The following is an 18,060-nucleotide window of genomic DNA, read 5'->3' as shown; positions in this document are numbered from 1 at the left end:
CGCTTGGGGCGCATGGGATTTCTGCGGGCTGGGTAATTGGAACACAACCCGTACCAGACGGCCAACCGTACATATCCCATCAAATACGACCAAACGTGCCCACAAGGTCGCATTTCGCCGCGCGCGTTTTCAGGCGGGCCGAAAGGAGTCTCGCTCCACCGGCGCCGCGTGCTTGACCATCAGGTGACGGGTCACCGAATACTCCTGCACCGCCTCCTGGCTCATGTCCTTGCCGAAACCACTGCCCTTGACCCCGCCGTGCGGGGCCTCGCTGGCTATCGGCAGGTGGTCGTTGATCCAGGTCACACCCACATCGAGGCGGTGCGAGACCCGCATCGCCCTGGCAACGTCTCGTGACCACACGGACGAGGCCAGACCGTAACGCGTGTCGTTGGCCAGCGTGACCGCCTCGTCCTCGGTGTCGAACGGCAGGACCACGAGGACGGGACCGAATAGCTCTCCCTGGACGATATCGCTGTTCTGTGACACTTCGTTAACAAGTGTCGGAAGGTAGTAGAAGCCGGGTCCGTCGACCGGCGCGCCACCGTGCACGACGCGCCCGCCGGAGCCGGAGACGAAGCCGTGCACCCGGTCGCGGTGGGCCGCCGAGATCAGCGGGCCGACGTCGGTGGCGGGGTCCCACGGGTCGCCCACGGTGATCCCGGCGAGCGTCTGCCTGATGGCCTCCACCGCCTCGTCGTAGACCGGCCGGGCCACGTAGACGCGGGTGGCGGCGGTGCAGTCCTGGCCGGTGTTGTAGGTGGCGCCCATGGCCACCCCGCGGGCCGTCTCCTCGAGGTCGGCGTCCTCGAAGACCAGCGCGGGCGCCTTGCCACCGAGCTCCAGGTGCACCCGCTTGAGCGTCTTGGCGGCGCCGCTCATGACGGCTCGGCCGGTCTCCGTCGAGCCGGTGACGCTGACCATGTCCACGCCCGGATCGGTGACCAGCGCCTCCCCCACCTCGGCGTCGCCGGTGACCACCCGCACCAGACCGGCCGGCGCGCCCGCCTGGGCGAACAGCTCGGCCAGGCGCAGCGTGGTGCGGGGCGTCTGCGGGGCGGGCTTGATGACCACCGCGTTGCCCGCGGCGACGGCCGGGCCGAGCTTCCACACGGCCATCACGAAGGGGAAGTTCCACGGCGCGATCGAGCCCACCACGCCGGCCGGGCGGCGCAGCATGACCGAGGTGTAGCCGCGGCTGAACACCCCAGCGCCCGACCCTTCGAGCGAGCGCGCGGCCCCGGCGAAGAAGCGCAGGTTGTCGGCCGCGAACGGCAGCTCGCCGTCCCTGAAGACCGCCGCGGGCTTGCCCGTCTCCTCGACCTCCAGCCGGGTCAGCTCCTCGGCGTCGGCCTCGACCAGGTCGGCCAGTCGCAGCAGCACCCGGGCCCGCTCGGCCGGGGTGGCCTGCGACCACTCCTCGAAGGCGGCGCGCGCCGCCCCCACGGCCCGCGTCACGTCCTCGACGGGGGTGTCGGGGATCTTGTCGAAGACGAGCCCCGTCGCGGGGTTGATCAGCTCACGCATCGGACCGCTGCCCCAGCTCCTCGATGAGGTCCGCGGCCTTGCGCAGCCCGTCCAGGCCGCGGATCCGCTCACCCTCGGCGGCCAGCCGGGCGCGCAGCTGCTCGTCGCCGAGCAGGCGGTCGAGGGCGCCCGTCAGCTCCTCGTCGGTGAAGGCGTAGGTCGACAACCGCACGCCGTAGCCGAGCTCGTCCACGCGCTGGGCGTTGTCGTACTGGTCCCAGAACAGCGGCAGCAGGATCATCGGCTTGCCGAAGTGCAGCGCCTCGGTGGTGGTGTTGTTGCCGCCGTGCGTGATGACCAGGTCGCAGAGCGGGATGATCTTCGTCTGCGGCAGGAACTCGGCGCCCCACATGTTGTCGGCCAGCTTGATCTCCTCGTGCAGCGGACCCTTGGAGACGATGAACTGGTGCGGGGTGGTGGCCAGCACGTCGATCACCCGCTGCATCAGCTCCACGTCGGAGGAGCCGAGCGAGCCGAGCGAGAAGTAGACCAGCGCGCCGCCGGTGCGCTGGAAGGGCAGCTGGAAGTCCTCGTCGGTCTCACGCACCGAGGAGTCGAGGCGGTGCCAGGTGGGGCCGAGCGGGCGGGCGTCGGTGTAGTCGAGGATCTCCGGGAACACGTAGAGGTTCAGGTCGCCCTCGTGGATGAAGTCGAGGTCGGGCAGCGGCTCGGTGCCCTGCTCGACGCACCACTCGTTGAAGGCGTTCCAGATCTCCCGGTGCGTACGGTCGTACTCGGCGCGGAAGGCGTCCCACTCCGCGCGGTGGTCGGCGGGCAGACCCGAGAACACCGGCGCGACGTCGTCCCCGCGCACCTCCAGCGGGTTGCAGGACACGATGCGGACGAACTTCTTGCCGGCCGTGAGCAGCGCGGGGAAGGTGATGACGTTGTCCTCGACGATGACGTCCGGCTGGACCCGCTCGATGATCGCCTTGAGCTGCGGCTCGCAGTACTTGGCGCCGTCGATGAGCGAGTCCCAGATGGGCTTGGTCACCGTTTCGAGCTGCTCCAGCGTGCTCTTGCGGTATTCCGGGGCGGTCTCGCGGATGAAGTCCTTCCAGAACTGCCCCGCGTCCTGCTCCTCGTCCCCCTCGGCGGGCGGCGCCAGGTCGACGAGGTCCTCCTCGAAGCCGAGCGCTTCGAGCTTGCCCTTCCACGAGGCCTCGGCGGCGAAGACGACGCGGTGACCGCGGCGACGGAGAATGTCGCCGATGCCGATGCTGTTGTTCGTGGGCCCGTAGGCGCTTTCCGGCATGAACAGGATGGTGAGGGACATCACGCGCTCCGAGGTGGCATCAATTTGAAGGGGAATTCAAATACTCATCTAGCGGGCCGGTCAACTTCAAGGCACTATGGTCACGGCTTCCTGAACGGCAGACGAACAAGGCGGTGAGTGTGACCCAGCGAAAGAGCCGCAGCGACCGGCGCATCGACCTGATCGAGGCGGCCCGGCGGGCCATCATCCGTCACGGCATCGACCGCGTCCAGCTCTCGCATGTGGCCGAGGAGGCGGGGCTTACCTCGGGCGCCGTGCTCTATCACTATCCCGACCTCAGCGAGCTGCTGGTCGAGGCGCAGCACGCCGGGATGGAGCGATTCTACGAGCAGCGGGTGCGGCAGCTCGCGGCGCTCACCGACCCGGCGGAGAAGCTGGTCATGACGATCAGGTCCGGGCTGCCGACCGGTCCGCTCGACCCCGATGTCCGGCTGCTCAACGAGCTGGGCGGGGCGGCGGGGCGCAGCCGGGTGTACGGGGTGCTGCTCACGTCCCTCTATGACCGGCAGGTGTCGATGTACCAGTCGATCCTGGACACGGGGGCCGCGCTGGGCGTCTTCACGCTGAGCTCCGACTCGCTGACGATCTCGCGCAACCTGGTGGCCCTGGAGGACGCCTACGGCTACCGGATCACCGCCCGGCACCCGGTGATAGGCCCGCAGGAGGCGGCCGAGCTGATCCTCTCCTACGCGCGCACGGCGACGGGCCACGGCCTCGCTCACTGAGCCGTTCGCCGGCCCGCCGCTCATTGAGCCGTTCCCTGGTCCGCCGGGATGATGACGGCCTCGTCGTGCCGCCAGTGCAGCTTGACCTTGGCGCCCTGCTCCACGGCGCTGGCGCCCTGCACGGCCACCAGGACCGGCTTGACGCGGCCGGGCAGGTCGACCGAGACGTGGGAGACGCCGCCGTAGAAGCTGACGTCGAGCACGGTCCCCTTGAGGCCGTGCGCGGCCGTCTCCTCGCGCAGCTCGATCTTCTCGGGGCGGACGCCCAGGAGTGCCTTGGCGCCGGTCTCCAGCTCCTCCAGCGGGGTGCCGGGCAGCAGGCCGAAGTCGTCGGTCCGCAGGGCCTCGGCGCCGCCGGCCGTACCCTCGAACAGGTTGTTGGCGCCGACGAAGTCGGCGACGAAGGGGGTGCGGGGCCGCTCGTAGAGCTCGACGGGCTGGTCCACCTGGCGCACGCCGCCGCGCTCGAAGACCGCGATGCGGTCGGCGAGCGACATGGCCTCCTCCTGGTCGTGGGTGACGACCACGAAGGTGATGCCGACCTCGTGCTGCAGCCGCTTGAGCTCCAGCTGCATGTCGGCGCGGACCTTCTTGTCCAGCGCGGACAGCGGCTCGTCGAGCAGGAGCAGGCGCGGGCGCTTGACGATGGAGCGGGCGAGCGCGACGCGCTGGCGCTGACCGCCGGACAGCTGGGCGGGCTTGCGACCGCCGAGGTCCGACAGGCCGACGGTCTCCAGCACCTCGCCGACGCGCTGCTTGATCTCCTGGCGCGGCAGCTTCTCGCGCTCCAGGCCGTAGGCCACGTTCTTGGCCACGGTCATGTGCGGGAACAGCGCGTACGACTGGAACATCAGGCTGATCGGCCGCCGGTTCGGCTGCTTGCCGAGCAGGTCCTCGCCGTCCAGCGTCACCGTGCCGCTGTCGGGCGTCTCGAACCCGGCCAGGATGCGCAGCAGCGTGGTCTTGCCGCAGCCGGAGGGCCCCAGCAGGGCGAAGAACTCACCCTGGCGGATGTCCAGGGAGACCCCGTCGAGCGCGGTGACGTCACCGAACCGCCGGGTGATCCCGTCAATCTTCAGCACGTGACACACTCCTCATGGTCGAGTCCGCCTCACCTTGCACCCTGAGGTCCGCACGTGGTCCTCCAGGTGTCCGGTTCGGCTCCCTCTCCCCGATCTTGGTCATCCGCTGGCCCACGATCACCGCGGTGAAGCTCACCAGGAGCAGGATCGCGGCCAGCGCGTTGATCTTCGGGGTCACCCCGAAACGGATCATCGAATAGATGACGATCGGCAGCGTCTGCTCGTTGTTGCCGATCGTGAAGAAGGCGATGACGAACTCGTCCAGCGACAGCGTGAAGGCCAGCAGCGCGCCCGCGATGATGCCCGGCGTGAGCTGCGGCAGCGTCACCTTCATGAACGTGACGACCGGGCCCGCACCGAGGTCGCGCGAGGCCTCCTCCAGCGAGGTGTCGGCGTTCGACAGCCTGGTACGCACCACCGCGGCGACGAACGCCATCGAGAAGACGCCGTGCGCGAGGATCACCGAGTAGAGCCCCAGGGTGAGCTGGATCATCCCGTAGAAGACCAGCAGCCCGATGGCCAGCACCAGGTCGGGTAGGACGGCCGGCATCAGGGCGAGCGCGTCGAGCGTCTTCGACCGGGTGTACCTGGCCAGGCCGACGGCCAGCAGCGTGCCGAGCACCGTCGCGACGACGGTCGAGCCCGCGGCCACGATGAGCGTGTTGACCACGCCGTCCCTGATGCGCTCGTCCTGGGCCAGTTCGCCGTACCACTTGAGGCTGAAGCCCTCGTAGGTGTAGGCCGACCTGCCGGAGTTGAACGACATCACGACGAGCACGATGATCGGCGCGTACAGGAAGACGTACGTCGCCCAGAACGGGACATGCAGCCACTTCGACCTACGCACGACGGGCCACCCACGACTGCGCGATCAGCAGCACCACCAGGACCGCCACCAGGGCCAGCGTCAGCGCGGAGCCGAAGGGCCAGTCGCGCGCCTGCAGGAACTCGGTGCGGATCAGGTTGCCCACCATGACCGACTTGCCGCCGCCGAGCATCTCGGGGATGACGAAGTTGCCGAAGCTGGGCACGAACACGAACAGGCACCCGGTCAGCACGCCCGGCACCGTCAGCGGCAGCGTCACCTTGCGGAAGGTGCTGAACGCCGACGCGCCCAGGTTCGCCGACGCCTCGCGCAACTGCGGGTCGAGCCGCTCGATCGCCGCGTAGAGCGGCAGCACCATCAGCGGCAGGTAGGAGTAGAGCAGCCCGAGGACGATGGCGCCCTGGTTGTAGAGCAGTTCGTACGGCCCCAGGCCGAGCGCCTTCAACCCCGAGTTCAGCAGGCCGGGACCGTTGAGCAGGATGATCCAGGCGTAGACGCGGATGATGAAGTTCGTCCAGAACGGCAGCACGACGGCGACCAGCGCGACCGTCTTCCACTTGCGCGGCAGCTGCGCGATCAAGTACGCCGTGGGGTAGCCGAGCAGCAGCGCGAGCAGCGTCGTGAGCCCCGCGATCTTCAGGGAGGCGCCCACCACGCTGAGGTAGAGCGGGTCGATCAGGCGGCTGAAGTTCTCGCCGGTGACCTCGTAGACGACACCGCCGAACCGGCCGCGCTGGAAGAGCGTGTAGCTCAGCACGAGCACCAGCGGCACCAGCAGGAGCACCACCAGGTACGTCAGGCCGGGTGACAGGAAAACGAACGCACCCAGCCGGCGTCCTCTGGAAGGAGACACCGGCCGGGCTTGAGCTTCTGACTTCATTCGTGTTCTGACTTCATCCCGCGACTACGACTGCGCCTTGATCTCGGTCGCCAGGCGCGTGTACTTGACGCCCGCCTGGCCCAGGTCGATGAGTGACTCACCGTTGAGCAGCTCGGCCGGCTTGATGTCCAGCAGGGAGCCCTTGGCGATCTCCACCTTGTCCATGGCGGCCTTGTTGGGCACCTTGTAGTTGATGTTCACGGCGGCCCAGCTGTGGATCTCGGGGTCGAGGATGTAGTTGATCAGGGCGTGCGCCGCCTCCTTGTTCTTGGAGGACTTCATGATCACCATGGTGTCCACCCAGAGGTCGCTGCCCTCCTTCGGCACCACGAACTTGATGTTCTGCTTCTCGTCCGTGGTCGGGCACCAGCCGTCCCACGCCTCGACCATGACCGCCTCGCCGGACTTGAGCTTGTCGCCGAAGGTCGTGTCGTCGTAGCCGAGCAGGTGCGGCTTGGCCGCGACAAGGAGCTCCTTGGCCTTGGCGATCTCGGCGTCCTTGTCGGTGTTGACCGAGTAGCCGAGCGCCTTGAGGGCGGGCAGGGCCAGCCAGCGCTCGGTGGTCATCATGGTGACCTTCTTGTCGGCCCACGACGGGGGCTGCAGGAGGTCCTTCCAGCTCGTCGGCGGCGTCTTCACCAGGTCGCTGCGGTAGCAGATGCCGGTCGTGCCCCAGGTGTAGGGCACCGAGTACTTGTTGCCCTTGTCGTAGGACAGCTGGGTCGCCTCGGGGTAGAGGTTCGACAGGTTCGGGATCAGCTCGGGGTGGATCGGCTCCAGCAGGCCCTGCTCGTTGAGCGCCTGGGCGTACTGTCCGGACACGAACGCCACGTCGATGCCGCTGTCGCCACCGGCGGTCAGCTTGGTCATCGCGGTCTCGTTGGTGTCGTGGATCGCGATCTTCAGCGGGAACTTGAGCTTGTCCTTGACCTTCTGCGGCAGCTCCTTGGGCGTGTACCCGTCCCAGACCGTCACGTTGACCGACTGCTTCGACAGGTCGGCGTTCGGGTTGAGCTGGTCGGCAGTCGCCGCCGGCGCCGCGCCTGCGTTGGTCGACTCACCGCCGCACGCCGCGGCGGCGAGCGCGAGGCCGGCCACCGCTACGGCGGCCGGAAGACGACGGGTGAACCGGGTACGGAACACGGCCGCTACTCCTTCAGGGTTCCGGTGGATGAGGGGTCGCGCGACCAACCGGGCACGGCAGACCAGACGAGGAGTGTTGCAGCAGAAATCAACATGAGCAAGACTTTTGCGGACACTGTTACCTGGATGTTTGGTATTCCTGTTGAACATGGATTCAATTTGGAGGCGGTTGCTCTCTCTCGGTGAGAAGCCCCTCACATCACGGGACCGCGGCGTCTCGGCCGCGCTCGTGACGGCGCTGGGGGGAGGGGATGACGTGCCGCCGCCGTTCGCGGTCCGCCGCTTCTCCGCGCTGCCCAGCCTCTCGTACGAGGCTGGGGATCTCGACACTGGGGTGCCGGTCGAACGGGATTTCGGCGCGCATGTCGACCAGACGAACTATTCCGTGGTCGTGGCCGATCGGGTGGTCGTCAAGTGGCTGACGCCGCCGGCGGCGCTGCCGCATCCCGCTCCCGATCTGCTCGCCCACCTGGCCGGAACCGGGTTCCGGGACACGGCTCCGCCGTACGCCGCTCTGACCCGGGTGGACGGGGCGGGAGAGACGCTGCTCGCGCTGGTCACGGGCTACCTGCCGGAGGCCAGGGACGGTTGGGAGTGGTGCGCCGACGAGGCCGCTGCCGGCCGCACCGCCTTCGCGGAAGCCCTCGGCCGCCTGGCCGCCGACCTCCACCTGGCGCTCTCCACTTTCCCACCCCCTTCCATCGTCGCCACTCCCCCAACCGTTACACCCATTTCCGGTCTGGCTGTTTCCCGTCTGGCGGGTTCCCGTCTGGCTGTTTCCCGTCTGGCGGAAAGGGCCGAGCAGGCGCTGGCCGAGGCTCTCGCCCTGACGGACGGCGAGGACGGCGCGTGGCTGGCCGGCCGGGCCGACGCCCTCAGAGCCGAGCTGGCCCCGCTGACCAGGCCGATCAGCACGCCGCTGATCCGCATCCACGGCGATCTGCACGTCGGCCAGATCCTGCGGTGGCGCGACGGTTACGCCGTGATCGACTTCGACGGCAACCCCACCGTCATGGAGGCCGCGCCGTACCAGCCGGCGGCCAGGGACCTCGCCCAGCTCGCCACGAGCCTGGAGCACGTCGCCCAGGTGGTGATCAAGCGCCGCGGCACCCCGCCGAGTCAGGCGCTCGACTGGGCCGGCGAGGCTCGCGAGCTCCTGCTGGCCGCCTACCGGAGCCGCCTGGCCGAGCGCGGGCGGCCGGACCTCCTGGACGAGTCGCTGCTGCGCCCGTTCGAGATCGAGCAGGAGTGCCGGGAGCTGGTCTACGCCGCCCGCCACCTGCCCCGCTGGCGCTACGCCCCGATGGGCGTGCTGCGCGCCCGCTATCCCGAGAAGACCCCGTGAACCCCGAGCCGTGCCAGGCAGACACTTCTGAGGAGACCCCGTGAATTCCGAGCTCTACCTGGCCGACCTGGAGGCCAAGCCCGCGGCCCTGGCCACCCTCGCGGACGAGCTGGCGGCCGGCGGCCTCTACGAGGGGCTGCCTGCCGGTGTCCGGCGGGTGCTGTTCCTCGGCATGGGCAGCTCCCGCTACGCCGCCGGAGTGGCCGCGCTCCGCCTGCGCGCCGCGGGCATCGACGCCTACGCCGACTACGCCTCGGCCGCCGCGTCATACCCGGCGAGCCCGGAGACGCTCGTGGTGCCCATCTCGGCGACGGGTACCAGCCGCGAGACGCTCGACGCGGTGGCCCGCTACGCGGGCGGCCCGTCGTTCGTGGCGGCGCTCACCAACCATCCCGGCTCGGCCCTCGCCGAGGCGGCCGACCTGGTCGTGCCCATGCACGCGGGTGAGGAGCGGGGCGGGGTGTCCTGCCGTACGTTCCAGCACACGCTCGCCCTCCTGCTCGCGCTGGAGGCGCACCTCACGGGCGACGGGCGCGACCTGGCCGACCTCGTACGACGCAGCGCCGAGGCGTCGGCCGACCTCCTCGACCGCAGGGAGGAGTGGCTGCCCCTGACGCTGGAGCTGCTGGACGGCCCGGACGGCGTCTACACCATCGCGCCCGTGGAGCGCCTGTCGTCGGCGGAGCAGTCGGCGCTGATGTTCCGTGAGGGTCCGCGCCGGCCGGCCGACGCCTGCGAGACGGGCGACTGGGCCCATGTGGACGTCTACCTCACCAAGACCCTCGACTACCGCGCCCTGCTCTTCCGCGGCTCCGGCTACGAGGACCAGGCCATGGACTGGGTGCGGCAGCGCGGCTCGACGGTCGTCACGGTCGGCGGCGACCTCATCGGCGGCGATCTGCTCGGCGGGGATCTCAAGGACGCCACGGCCGCCATCCGCTACGCGCACGACGGCGACGCGGACGTGGCACTGCTCACGGAGACGCTGGTGGCGGAGCTGGTGGCCGCCCACTGGTGGTCGGCCGTGTCCTGAAAGGCGGCGTCCTGGGAGGTGGGCGGCGTCCTGAAAGAGCGTCCTGAGACAAGCCGTCAGCGGGCGCCGGACGCGGCGCTGGCGTTCAGCGCGTGCTCGACCAGCGCGATGAGCGTGTTCTTGACCGGCTCGCGGGCCCGCGCGTCGGTGCGCACGATCGGGATGTGCGGGGAGAGCGTGAGTGCCTCCCTGACCTCGCTCTCCACGTGCGGGAACCGCCCGTCCCACCCGTTGAGCCCGACGATGAAGGGCAACCCGGCGTTCTCGAAGTAGTCGATCGCGGGGAAGCTGTCGGCCAGCCGCCGGGAGTCCACCAGGACCACGGCCCCGATCGCTCCCCGCACGAGGTCGTCCCACATGAACCAGAACCGGTGCTGTCCTGGCGTACCGAACAGGTAGAGGATCAGATCACGGTCGAGCGACACACGCCCGAAGTCCATGGCCACGGTGGTGGTCGTCTTGCCCGGTGTGTGCGCGAGGTCGTCGATGCCCGCCGAGGCGTCCGTCATCACCGCCTCCGTCGTCAGCGGCATGATCTCCGACACCGCGCCGACGAAGGTGGTCTTGCCCACACCGAACCCACCCGCGACGACGATCTTCGTCGAGGTGAGCCCGCTAGAGCCTGCGAAGTCCACTTAGTACCCTTTCGAGCAGGCCCTTGTCAGGGATGCCCGCCTCGAGCTGTGGCTGGTAGACGCGTACCAGCCCTTCCGACTCCATGTCGGCGATCAGCACCCGCGCCACTCCGAGCGGGATCCGCAGCATAGCCGACACCTCGGCCACCGAGCGGACCTGTCGGCACAGCTCGCTGATCGCCCGGTACTCCCGGGTGTAGGCCATACCGAGCCGCATCGAGGTCGACGAGGAGATGAGCGCCTCCATGGCCAGGCCACCGCGTGGGGCGGTCCGGCCGCCCGTGACGGCGTACATCCGGACCAACGAGCTGCGCTCGGGCTCCGGTCCGCGGTCGTCCCACGCTGCCAACAGTCCGCTCCCATCACCAGGTACGCGCGGCCGAGAGTTCCGCGCGGACGGCGGGCGTGAGCACTTGCCCCGCGCGCTCGACCAGAATCGTCATCTGGTAGGCCACCAGGCCCATGTCACAGTCGGGTGCGGCCAGCACCGCCAGGCACGAACCGTCACTGATGGACATGGCCAGGAGCAGCCCGCGGTCCATCTCGATGAGGGTCTGGGTGACTCCGCCGCCTTCGAAGACGCGCGCGGCGCCCTGGGTGAGGCTGATCAGCCCCGCCGCGATGGCCGCGAGCTGATCGGCGCGATCCTGGGGGAATCCCCGCGAGATGGCCACCGGCAGCCCGTCGGCGGAGACCACCACCGTGTGCGCGACGCCGGGAACCTGCTCCACGAAGCCGCTGACCAGCCAGTTCAGGTCCCTGGCCGCCTGGCTCAGGTTCTTCATCATGAGTCCTCCTCTAACTCTGCGCGGCCCTTGCGCACGCCCTGCTGATAGCCGGCGAGCCTGCTGCGCAACCGGTCGGGCGAGACCGGCGGCGCCTGCGCGGGCGTCGGCGGGGGCGCGGCGGAGCCGGGCACGAGGTTGGCCTTCGGCGTCCGCTTGGGCAGTCCGGATGTTGTCGTCCCGCTCTGGGCGGGTTCGCCGATCGCTCCCGCCGCCTGCCATCCGGTGTCGGCCGGCGAGGTCCAGGCGGGGTCGCGCTGGTCCGGCGTCGGTGTCGCCTTGGTGAACCAGCTCGACTCGAAGGTGTCGTAGAACTCGTTGTCAGCCCGCGCCGGTGGGGCGGCCAGGTCGGGCATCGGCACCTCCACCGAATGCGTGTGCTGTGAGCTGAACCACGACGCCGAATCGAGCGGCTGGTCGAACGCGGGGTCGTACGACGGGTGGCCGAGGCCGGGCATCGCCGGTGTGGCCTGCATCGGCACCTGGACGAACGGCGGCGGCTCCGGGGGCGCCACGGGCCCGGGGAGCGCGGTGAGCAGCATCTCGGGGATCAGCACCATGGCGGTCAGGCCGCCGGTGTCCTGGGGGCGCAGCTGCACCCTGATGCTGTGCCGCAGCGCGAGCCGGCCGACCACGAACAGGCCCATCCGCCGGGAGACCGAGACGTCGACCACCGGCGGGTTGGCCAGCCGCCAGTTGGCCTGGGCCAGCTCCTCCGGCCCCATGCCGATGCCGTGGTCGGTGACCGAGACCATCAGCCCGCCGCCGTCGATGTGGCTGCTGGAGATGATGACCTTGGTGTCGCGCGGGGAGAACGAGACCGCGTTCTCGACCAGCTCGGCGAGCAGATGCACGACGTCACTGACCGCCTGGCCGGCGATGGCGGCCGCCGACTGCACCTGGACGCTGACCCGGTCGTAGCTCTCGACCTCGCCGAGCGACGCGCGTACGACGTCCATCAGCTCGACGGCCTCGCTCCACTTGCGCGCCGCCTCCTGGCCGGCCAGGACCAGCAGGTTCTCGCTGTTGCGGCGCATGCGGGTGGCCAGGTGGTCGAGCAGGAACAGGTCGCCGAGCCGGGTGTCGTCGCGCTCGCCGCGCTCCAGCCGCTCGATCAGCGTGAGCTGCCGCTCGACCAGGGTCTGGCTGCGCCGCGACAGGTTGACGAACATCGCGTTGACGTTCGAGCGCAGCCGTGCCTCGTCGCCGGCCAGTCGTACGGCCTCGCGGTGCACCTCGTCGAAGGCCCGCGCGACCTCGCCCACCTCGTCCTTGGAGAAGATGCCGATCGGCGGCACCTCGGCGTTGAGCGCGCCGTCGCGCGACTCGCGCAGGTGCTGGACGAACTCCGGCAGCCGCCGGCCGGCGATCTCCAGCGCCTCGCCGCGCAGCCGGCGCAGCGGGCGGACCAGCGATCTGGCCACCCCGGTGGTGATCAGCAGGACGGCGATGAGCAGCGCGAGCACGGCGCCCGCGATGACGAGGGCGCGCTGGCGCTCGTCCGCGCCCAGCGCCTCGCTGCGGGTCAGGATGCCGGCCGCCTGGCGCTGCTCGACCTTGCGGAAGGAGTCGACGACGACGTTGCCCGCGTCGTACCACTCCTTGGCGTCGTCGCCGCGGCTGGCCTGGTCGAGCCCGCGCAGCGGCAACCCGGCCGTGGCCCGGATCAGCACCAGCTCGCGCAGGAACAGCATGCGGTCGGCGGGCCTGCCGTTGACGGTCTCGTCGAAGAAGCGGCGCTCCTCGGCGGTGGCCTCGTCGCCGAAGCTCTTGCGCTCGTTGCGCTCGCGCGACAGCTCGCCGAGGAAGCGCTTGAGCTGTTCCTGGTCGAGACTTCCCTCCACCAGGCCGGTGGTGACCAGCGCCTGCTGGAGCGAGACGCTCTCCTTGGCCTGGGCCAGCGCGTCGAGCATGCGGGTCTGCCGGAACAGCTCGTCGTCCTGGCTGCCCTTGATCAGCTCGTTGTGCACCGACAGCAGCTCATTGATCACCGTGGTGTAGAGCTCGACGCAGGCACCGGGCAGCAGCTCGGCTTCGAGCGCCTGCTCACGCAGGCCGGCCAGGTCGTTCAGGCGGCTCAGCATGTTCTCGATCTGGTCGGCGGTACGGCCGGTGACGTCGCCCACCAACTGCTCGGCGCTGGCGCGTACCTCCTTGGTGGACTCGTCCACCTGGTCCATCTGGTTGCGCACGGCGGCCAGCCCCGTCACGGGCCGGCCTCTGGCGATGAACCACGAGGTCCTGGCGCGCTCGCCGGCGACCAGGTGGGTGAGCGCGCCGACCTGCTGAGACAGCTGCGCCAGCCGGTTGGTACGGGTGTAGTCACCGGCGGCGCCTATCGAGGCGAACACCTGGAAGCCGCCGAGCAGGACGGCGGCGGCGGTCGGGATGACGATGAGGGCGACCAGCCGCGCCCGGACACGCCAGTTGCGCAGACGCCAGTTTGCCTCGTCCGCCTGCCGTTCACCCAACTGAGTACTCACCGAACGCAACCTCTCGCCCGAATCGGCGTATATGAAGGGCGCCTGAGGCCCCTGGGGAAAATCAGCAAGTGCCGGTAATTGGAACACATACCTACCAGCTCGGCCAAGCGAACATAAGGCCACAAAAGTTGAGTTGTGTGGCACATGAGGCGAGAACCTGGAGCCCCATTTATGCCGACCATTGGCCGAGAAATATTCCAATAACTGAACAAGTGTCCGCTTGTGGGCGTTTGTACCGTTCCAGGGCTGTAACACCGGAGAAGCGCAGATGTCTCCTAAAGGTCACAGCGTTGAGATTTGCGTTATCCACGACATAGGTTGAGGCCCGTCAAAGCGAGGAGGCGAGTGTGGCGGTTTCTCCCGACAGTGCGGCCATCGAAGTCGACGGGCTGTGGAAGATCTTCGGCCCAAAGGCGGAAAGGGTCCTGGAGTGCGATGACAGGTATCTCGAACCCGCCGTACTGAGAGAGAAGACAGGTTGCACCGCCGCAGTCAGAGACGTCAGTTTCGAGGTACGGCCCGGCGAGGTGTTCGTCGTCATGGGCCTTTCAGGAAGCGGTAAATCCACCCTGGTCCGCTGCCTCACCAGGCTCATCGAGCCGAGCGCGGGCGAGGTGAGGATCGACGGCGAGGACATCGGCCGCGCCGCCCCCGCCCGCTTACGCGAGATCCGCCGCCACCGGGTCAGCATGGTGTTCCAGCACTTCGGCCTGCTCCCCCACCGGCGGGTGATCGACAACGTCGCCTACGGCCTGGAGGTCCAGGGCCTGGCCAAGGCCGCCCGGCACGCGCGGGCCGGGGAGATCCTCTCCCTCGTCGGCCTCGACGGGCACGCCGACGCCTACCCCGACCAGCTCTCCGGCGGCATGCAGCAGCGGGTCGGCCTGGCCCGCGCGCTCGCCGTCGACCCCCGGGTGATGCTCTTCGACGAGCCGTTCAGCGCGCTCGACCCGCTGATCCGCCGAGACATGCAGGCCGAGGTGATCCGCCTGCACCGCGAGGTCGGCAAGACGATGGTGTTCATCACCCACGACCTGTCCGAGGCGCTGAAGCTGGGCGAACGCATCGCGATCATGCGGGCCGGGTCGATCGTGCAGCTCGGCACGCCGGAGGAGCTGGTGGGCGCGCCGGCCGACGACTACGTGGCCGACTTCGTGCGCGACATCCCCAGGAGCCACGTGCTCACGCTTCGCTGGATCTGCCGCCCGCCCGAGCCCGGCGAGCCCCTCGACGGCCCGGTCCTGCCCGCGCACACGGTCATCAAGGACGCGATCGGCGCCATGTCATCCTCCTCCCGGCCCATCCGGGTCGTCGACGGTGACGAGCTGGCCGGAGTCGTGGACCGGGTGGACATGCTCACCTTCCTCGCGGGGCAGGACCCGGCGACCGCCGTACAGGCGAACGCATGAGCACCACGGCCGTCACGACTCCCTCCAGGCTGCGTGTGCCCAGGTGGGCGGTGCCGGCGGGGATCGCGGTGCTGTTCGCCGTCGCCTACCTCCTCTTCCGCGGCACGGGAACGCTCCCGCACGACAAGTCGGCGCCGCAGTTCCTGGCGCTCACCGACCTGCGCGAGTGGATCGACGACCACCGCAACTCCAACCCGCTGTTCCTGTACTTCCTGAACTACATCCGGATCTTCGTCGGCTCGGTGTACACGGCCTTCCAGGCCGGGCTGTACGCGCTCGGCTGGCCCGGACTCATCGGCGTGATGGGCGCGCTGGCCTGGCTCGCGGGCGGCTGGCGGATCGCGCTGCCGGCGGTCGCCGGGGTCGGCTCGTTCGGCGTGCTCGGGCTCTGGCAGTCCAGCGTCGACACGCTGGCCCTGGTCGCGGCCTCGGTGCTGCTGTCGCTGGCGATCGGGATCCCGCTGGGCGTCTGGGCGGGACTCTCGCCACGGGTGCGCCGGACGATCACTCCGGTCCTCGACGTCATGCAGATCATGCCGACGTTCGCCTACCTGGCGCCGCTGGTGCTGTTCTTCCACATCGGCGCGCCCGCCGGCGCCATCGCGACGATGATCTACTCGATCCCGCCGGCCATCCGCATCACCGCGCTGGCCATCGAGCAGGTCTCCCCCACCGCCGTCGAGGCGTCGTCCTCGCTGGGCGCCACGGGCCGCCAGACGCTGTTCAAGGTCTACCTGCCGCTGGCCAGGTCGACGATGGCGCTGGCGGTCAACCAGACCATCATGATGGCGCTGTCGATGGTCGTCATCGCGAACCTCATCTCGGCGCCGGGCCTGGGCGGCGACATCATCCGGGGCCTGTCGCGCGCCCAGGTCGGCATCATGCTCCCGGCCGGGATCGCGATCGTCATCATGGCGGTGGTGCTGGACCGCATGCTGGTCGCACTCGCCAGAAAAGACCCACACAGCCGAATCGGCCGGGTGCGGCTGATCGTCGCCGCCGCGCTGGCCGCCGGCGGGCTGGCCCTGACGCCGCTGCTGCCCGCCGAGTGGCCCGAGGACTGGACGGTCAACTTCGTCGTCCAGGTCAACGACGCGGTGCACTGGGCCGAGACCAGCTGGTACGGCGTCACGACGTTCGTCAAGGACGTCACCACCGATCTCCTGCTCAACCCGCTGGAGGGCCTGCTCACCTCGGCGCCGTGGTGGCTGATCGCCGCCGCCGCGCTGCTCCTGGCCTGGCGGGTGAGCGGGGTACGACCGGCACTCACGGCACTCGGCTGCCTGCTGGCGATCGCGCTGCTCGGCATCTGGGAGCACGCCATGCAGACGCTCACCACCGTCGCGGTCGCGGTGCTCGTCACCCTGGTCATCGGCCTGCTGCTGGGCGTGACCGCCGCGCGGTCGGCCCGATACTCGGCCGTGCAGCGCCCGATACTCGACGCCGCGCAGACGATGCCGGCCTTCGTCTACCTGCTGCCCGCGCTCGCCCTGTTCGAGACGACCAGGTTCACCGCGATCTTCGCCTCGGTCATCTACGCGGTGCCCCCGGTCGTCCGCCTGGTCGAGGACGGCATCAGGGCGGTGCCCGCGACCGTGGTGGAGGCGGCCACCGCCGCCGGGTCCACCTCGGGCCAGCTCCTGTGGAAGGTGCAGCTGCCGATGGCCCGCCGGGCGATCCTGCTGGCCGCCAACCAGGGCATCGTGATGACGCTGGCCATGGTCGTCGTGGGCGGCCTGGTCGGGGCCGGCGCCCTCGGCTACGACGTGGTCGTGGGCTTCTCCCAGCGGACCGACTTCGGGATGGGGTTCGTCGCCGGCATCGCGACGGTCCTGCTCGGGGTCATGCTCGACCGCATCACGCAGGGTGCCGACAGGCGCCCTTCCCCCCAAAGAAGGAAAACCACATGAAGATTCGCCTGCTCGCAGGCCTTCTCGCGCTCGGGCTCGCGGCTGCGGGATGCGGCGGCGCCAAGGTCGAAGAGCCGTCCAGCTCCGCCGCGCCCAAGGCCCAGGGCAGCGCCTCGAGCGCCGGAACCGTCAAGATAGCGATCAACCCGTGGGTGGGCTACGAGGCCAGCGCCAACGTGGTGGCGTACCTGCTGAAGAACGAGCTCCACTACGACGTCCAGCTCCCGGAGATCAAGGAGCAGCTCGCCTGGGAGGGCTTCGAGACCGGCGACGTGGACGTCATCATCGAGAACTGGGGTCACCCGGACCTGGCGAAGAAGTTCATCGAGGAGAAGAAGGTCGCCCTGTCGGCCGGTTCGACCGGCAACAAGGGCGTCATCGGCTGGTACGTACCCAAGTGGATGGCCGACAAGTACCCGGACATCACCGACTGGAAGAACCTGAACAAGTACGCCAGCCTGTTCAAGACGTCGGAGTCCGGCGGCAAGGGCCAGCTCCTCGACGGCGACCCCAGCTACGTCACCAATGACGAGGCCCTGGTCAAGAACCTCAAACTGGACTTCAAGGTGGTCACGGGCGGCAGCGAGGCGGCCCTGCTCAAGTCGGCGACCCAGGCGCAGGAGCAGAAGAAGGCGCTGCTGTTCTACTTCTGGACGCCGCACTGGCTCTTCGACAAGGTCGATCTCGTCCGCGTCAACCTGCCCGCCTACACCCAGGGCTGCGACGCCGACGCCAAGAAGGTCGCCTGCGACTACGCGGAGCTGGACCTCGACAAGATCGTGAGCAAGAAGTTCGCCGACACCGGTGGCAAGGCCTACGACCTGGTCAAGAACTTCAACTGGACCAACGAGGACCAGAACGCCGTCGCCAACGACATGACCAACGCGGGCATGACCGGCGAGCAGGCCGCCAAGAAGTGGGTCGAGGCCAACACCGCCAAATGGCAGGCGTGGATCCCCAAGTAACCGTCTTAACCCCTCTTGACCGCGGCCCCCGGCGGG

The 18,060-nt window shown here is 69.2% G+C and carries 16 protein-coding genes; 6 read left to right on the top strand and 10 right to left on the bottom strand.

Going from position 1 to position 18,060, the window contains the following annotated elements:
* Positions 1-129: 129 nt before the first annotated feature.
* Both ACGFJ2_RS10485 and ACGFJ2_RS10480 read right to left on the bottom strand, forming a co-directional pair.
* Positions 130-1,527, bottom strand: coding sequence for an aminobutyraldehyde dehydrogenase (locus tag ACGFJ2_RS10485; RefSeq protein ID WP_393466819.1), 1,398 nt, complete (start codon positions 1,525-1,527; stop codon positions 130-132).
* Positions 1,520-2,803 carry a glycosyltransferase gene (locus tag ACGFJ2_RS10480; RefSeq protein ID WP_357942918.1) on the bottom strand — a complete coding sequence of 428 codons (1,284 nt, stop codon included), beginning with the start codon at positions 2,801-2,803 and terminating at the stop codon, positions 1,520-1,522. Before ACGFJ2_RS10480 ends, ACGFJ2_RS10485 begins: the two co-directional genes overlap by 8 nt.
* Positions 2,804-2,922: 119 nt before the next feature.
* Here ACGFJ2_RS10480 and ACGFJ2_RS10475 point away from each other — a divergent pair, with 119 nt between their 5' ends.
* Positions 2,923-3,528, top strand: coding sequence for a TetR/AcrR family transcriptional regulator (locus tag ACGFJ2_RS10475; protein WP_393466816.1), 606 nt, complete (start codon positions 2,923-2,925; stop codon positions 3,526-3,528).
* Between the two features lie 20 nt (positions 3,529-3,548).
* On the opposite strand, the gene ACGFJ2_RS10470 is transcribed toward ACGFJ2_RS10475, so the two are convergent.
* From ACGFJ2_RS10470 to ACGFJ2_RS10455, 4 genes are read right to left on the bottom strand one after another with little or no spacing between them, the layout of a single operon-like run.
* Entirely contained in the window at positions 3,549-4,610 is a 1,062-nt protein-coding gene (locus tag ACGFJ2_RS10470; RefSeq protein WP_358191398.1) for an ABC transporter ATP-binding protein, read from the bottom strand.
* Entirely contained in the window at positions 4,597-5,457 is an 861-nt protein-coding gene (locus ACGFJ2_RS10465; protein WP_357942913.1) for an ABC transporter permease, read from the bottom strand. Before ACGFJ2_RS10465 ends, ACGFJ2_RS10470 begins: the two co-directional genes overlap by 14 nt.
* Complete coding sequence (locus ACGFJ2_RS10460; protein ID WP_357942911.1) at positions 5,450-6,289, bottom strand: ABC transporter permease; 840 nt, start codon at positions 6,287-6,289, stop codon at positions 5,450-5,452. The genes ACGFJ2_RS10465 and ACGFJ2_RS10460 overlap by 8 nt, the downstream gene beginning before the upstream one ends.
* Before the next feature lie 51 nt (positions 6,290-6,340).
* Complete coding sequence (locus tag ACGFJ2_RS10455; RefSeq protein ID WP_357942909.1) at positions 6,341-7,459, bottom strand: spermidine/putrescine ABC transporter substrate-binding protein; 1,119 nt, start codon at positions 7,457-7,459, stop codon at positions 6,341-6,343.
* Positions 7,460-7,715: 256 nt separating this feature from the next.
* Between ACGFJ2_RS10455 and ACGFJ2_RS10450 the strand changes: the two genes are divergently transcribed.
* Positions 7,716-8,804 carry a hypothetical protein gene (locus ACGFJ2_RS10450; RefSeq protein ID WP_393466811.1) on the top strand — a complete coding sequence of 363 codons (1,089 nt, stop codon included), beginning with the start codon at positions 7,716-7,718 and terminating at the stop codon, positions 8,802-8,804.
* A 40-nt stretch (positions 8,805-8,844) separates the two neighbouring features.
* On the top strand, positions 8,845-9,837 hold the full coding sequence (locus ACGFJ2_RS10445; protein WP_357942905.1) for an SIS domain-containing protein: 993 nt from the start codon (positions 8,845-8,847) through the stop codon (positions 9,835-9,837).
* Positions 9,838-9,893: 56 nt separating this feature from the next.
* On the opposite strand, the gene ACGFJ2_RS10440 is transcribed toward ACGFJ2_RS10445, so the two are convergent.
* The 4 genes from ACGFJ2_RS10440 to ACGFJ2_RS10425 all read right to left on the bottom strand — a co-directional run bounded on the left by ACGFJ2_RS10440 (position 9,894) and on the right by ACGFJ2_RS10425 (position 13,740).
* Positions 9,894-10,472 carry an ATP/GTP-binding protein gene (locus tag ACGFJ2_RS10440; RefSeq protein ID WP_357942903.1) on the bottom strand — a complete coding sequence of 193 codons (579 nt, stop codon included), beginning with the start codon at positions 10,470-10,472 and terminating at the stop codon, positions 9,894-9,896.
* Entirely contained in the window at positions 10,453-10,767 is a 315-nt protein-coding gene (locus tag ACGFJ2_RS10435) for a DUF742 domain-containing protein (protein WP_357647311.1), read from the bottom strand. The genes ACGFJ2_RS10440 and ACGFJ2_RS10435 overlap by 20 nt, the downstream gene beginning before the upstream one ends.
* A 67-nt stretch (positions 10,768-10,834) precedes the next feature.
* Complete coding sequence (locus tag ACGFJ2_RS10430; RefSeq protein ID WP_357943114.1) at positions 10,835-11,248, bottom strand: roadblock/LC7 domain-containing protein; 414 nt, start codon at positions 11,246-11,248, stop codon at positions 10,835-10,837.
* Between the two features lie 8 nt (positions 11,249-11,256).
* Positions 11,257-13,740, bottom strand: a complete 2,484-nt coding sequence (locus ACGFJ2_RS10425) for a nitrate- and nitrite sensing domain-containing protein (protein WP_357942901.1) — start codon at positions 13,738-13,740, stop codon at positions 11,257-11,259.
* A gap of 347 nt (positions 13,741-14,087) precedes the next feature.
* On the opposite strand from ACGFJ2_RS10425, the gene ACGFJ2_RS10420 reads away from it, so the two are divergent.
* From ACGFJ2_RS10420 to ACGFJ2_RS10410, 3 genes are read left to right on the top strand one after another with little or no spacing between them, the layout of a single operon-like run.
* Entirely contained in the window at positions 14,088-15,149 is a 1,062-nt protein-coding gene (locus ACGFJ2_RS10420; protein ID WP_357942899.1) for a glycine betaine/L-proline ABC transporter ATP-binding protein, read from the top strand.
* The gene (locus ACGFJ2_RS10415) at positions 15,146-17,059 is read left to right on the top strand and encodes an ABC transporter permease (RefSeq protein WP_393466806.1); all 1,914 of its coding nucleotides are present in this window, start codon (positions 15,146-15,148) and stop codon (positions 17,057-17,059) included. The genes ACGFJ2_RS10420 and ACGFJ2_RS10415 overlap by 4 nt, the downstream gene beginning before the upstream one ends.
* Positions 17,056-18,024, top strand: a complete 969-nt coding sequence (locus tag ACGFJ2_RS10410) for an ABC transporter substrate-binding protein (RefSeq protein WP_358191330.1) — start codon at positions 17,056-17,058, stop codon at positions 18,022-18,024. Before ACGFJ2_RS10415 ends, ACGFJ2_RS10410 begins: the two co-directional genes overlap by 4 nt.
* The last annotated feature ends 36 nt before the right edge of the window (positions 18,025-18,060 follow it).

It is taken from the genome of Nonomuraea sp. NPDC049028 (assembly GCF_043197735.1).
GTDB lineage: Bacteria > Actinomycetota > Actinomycetes > Streptosporangiales > Streptosporangiaceae > Nonomuraea.
The sequence above is the reverse complement of the archived record's forward strand: the minus strand, read 5'-3'. Positions and strand labels throughout refer to the sequence as shown.

Coding starts and splice junctions, on each gene's coding strand:
- ACGFJ2_RS10415 (WP_393466806.1), top strand. CDS start 15,146: ATGAGCACCACGGCCGTCACGACTCCCTCCAGGCTGCGTGTGCCCAGG.
- ACGFJ2_RS10480 (WP_357942918.1), bottom strand. CDS start 2,803: ATGTCCCTCACCATCCTGTTCATGCCGGAAAGCGCCTACGGGCCCACG.
- ACGFJ2_RS10410 (WP_358191330.1), top strand. CDS start 17,056: ATGAAGATTCGCCTGCTCGCAGGCCTTCTCGCGCTCGGGCTCGCGGCT.
- ACGFJ2_RS10485 (WP_393466819.1), bottom strand. CDS start 1,527: ATGCGTGAGCTGATCAACCCCGCGACGGGGCTCGTCTTCGACAAGATC.
- ACGFJ2_RS10435 (WP_357647311.1), bottom strand. CDS start 10,767: ATGTACGCCGTCACGGGCGGCCGGACCGCCCCACGCGGTGGCCTGGCC.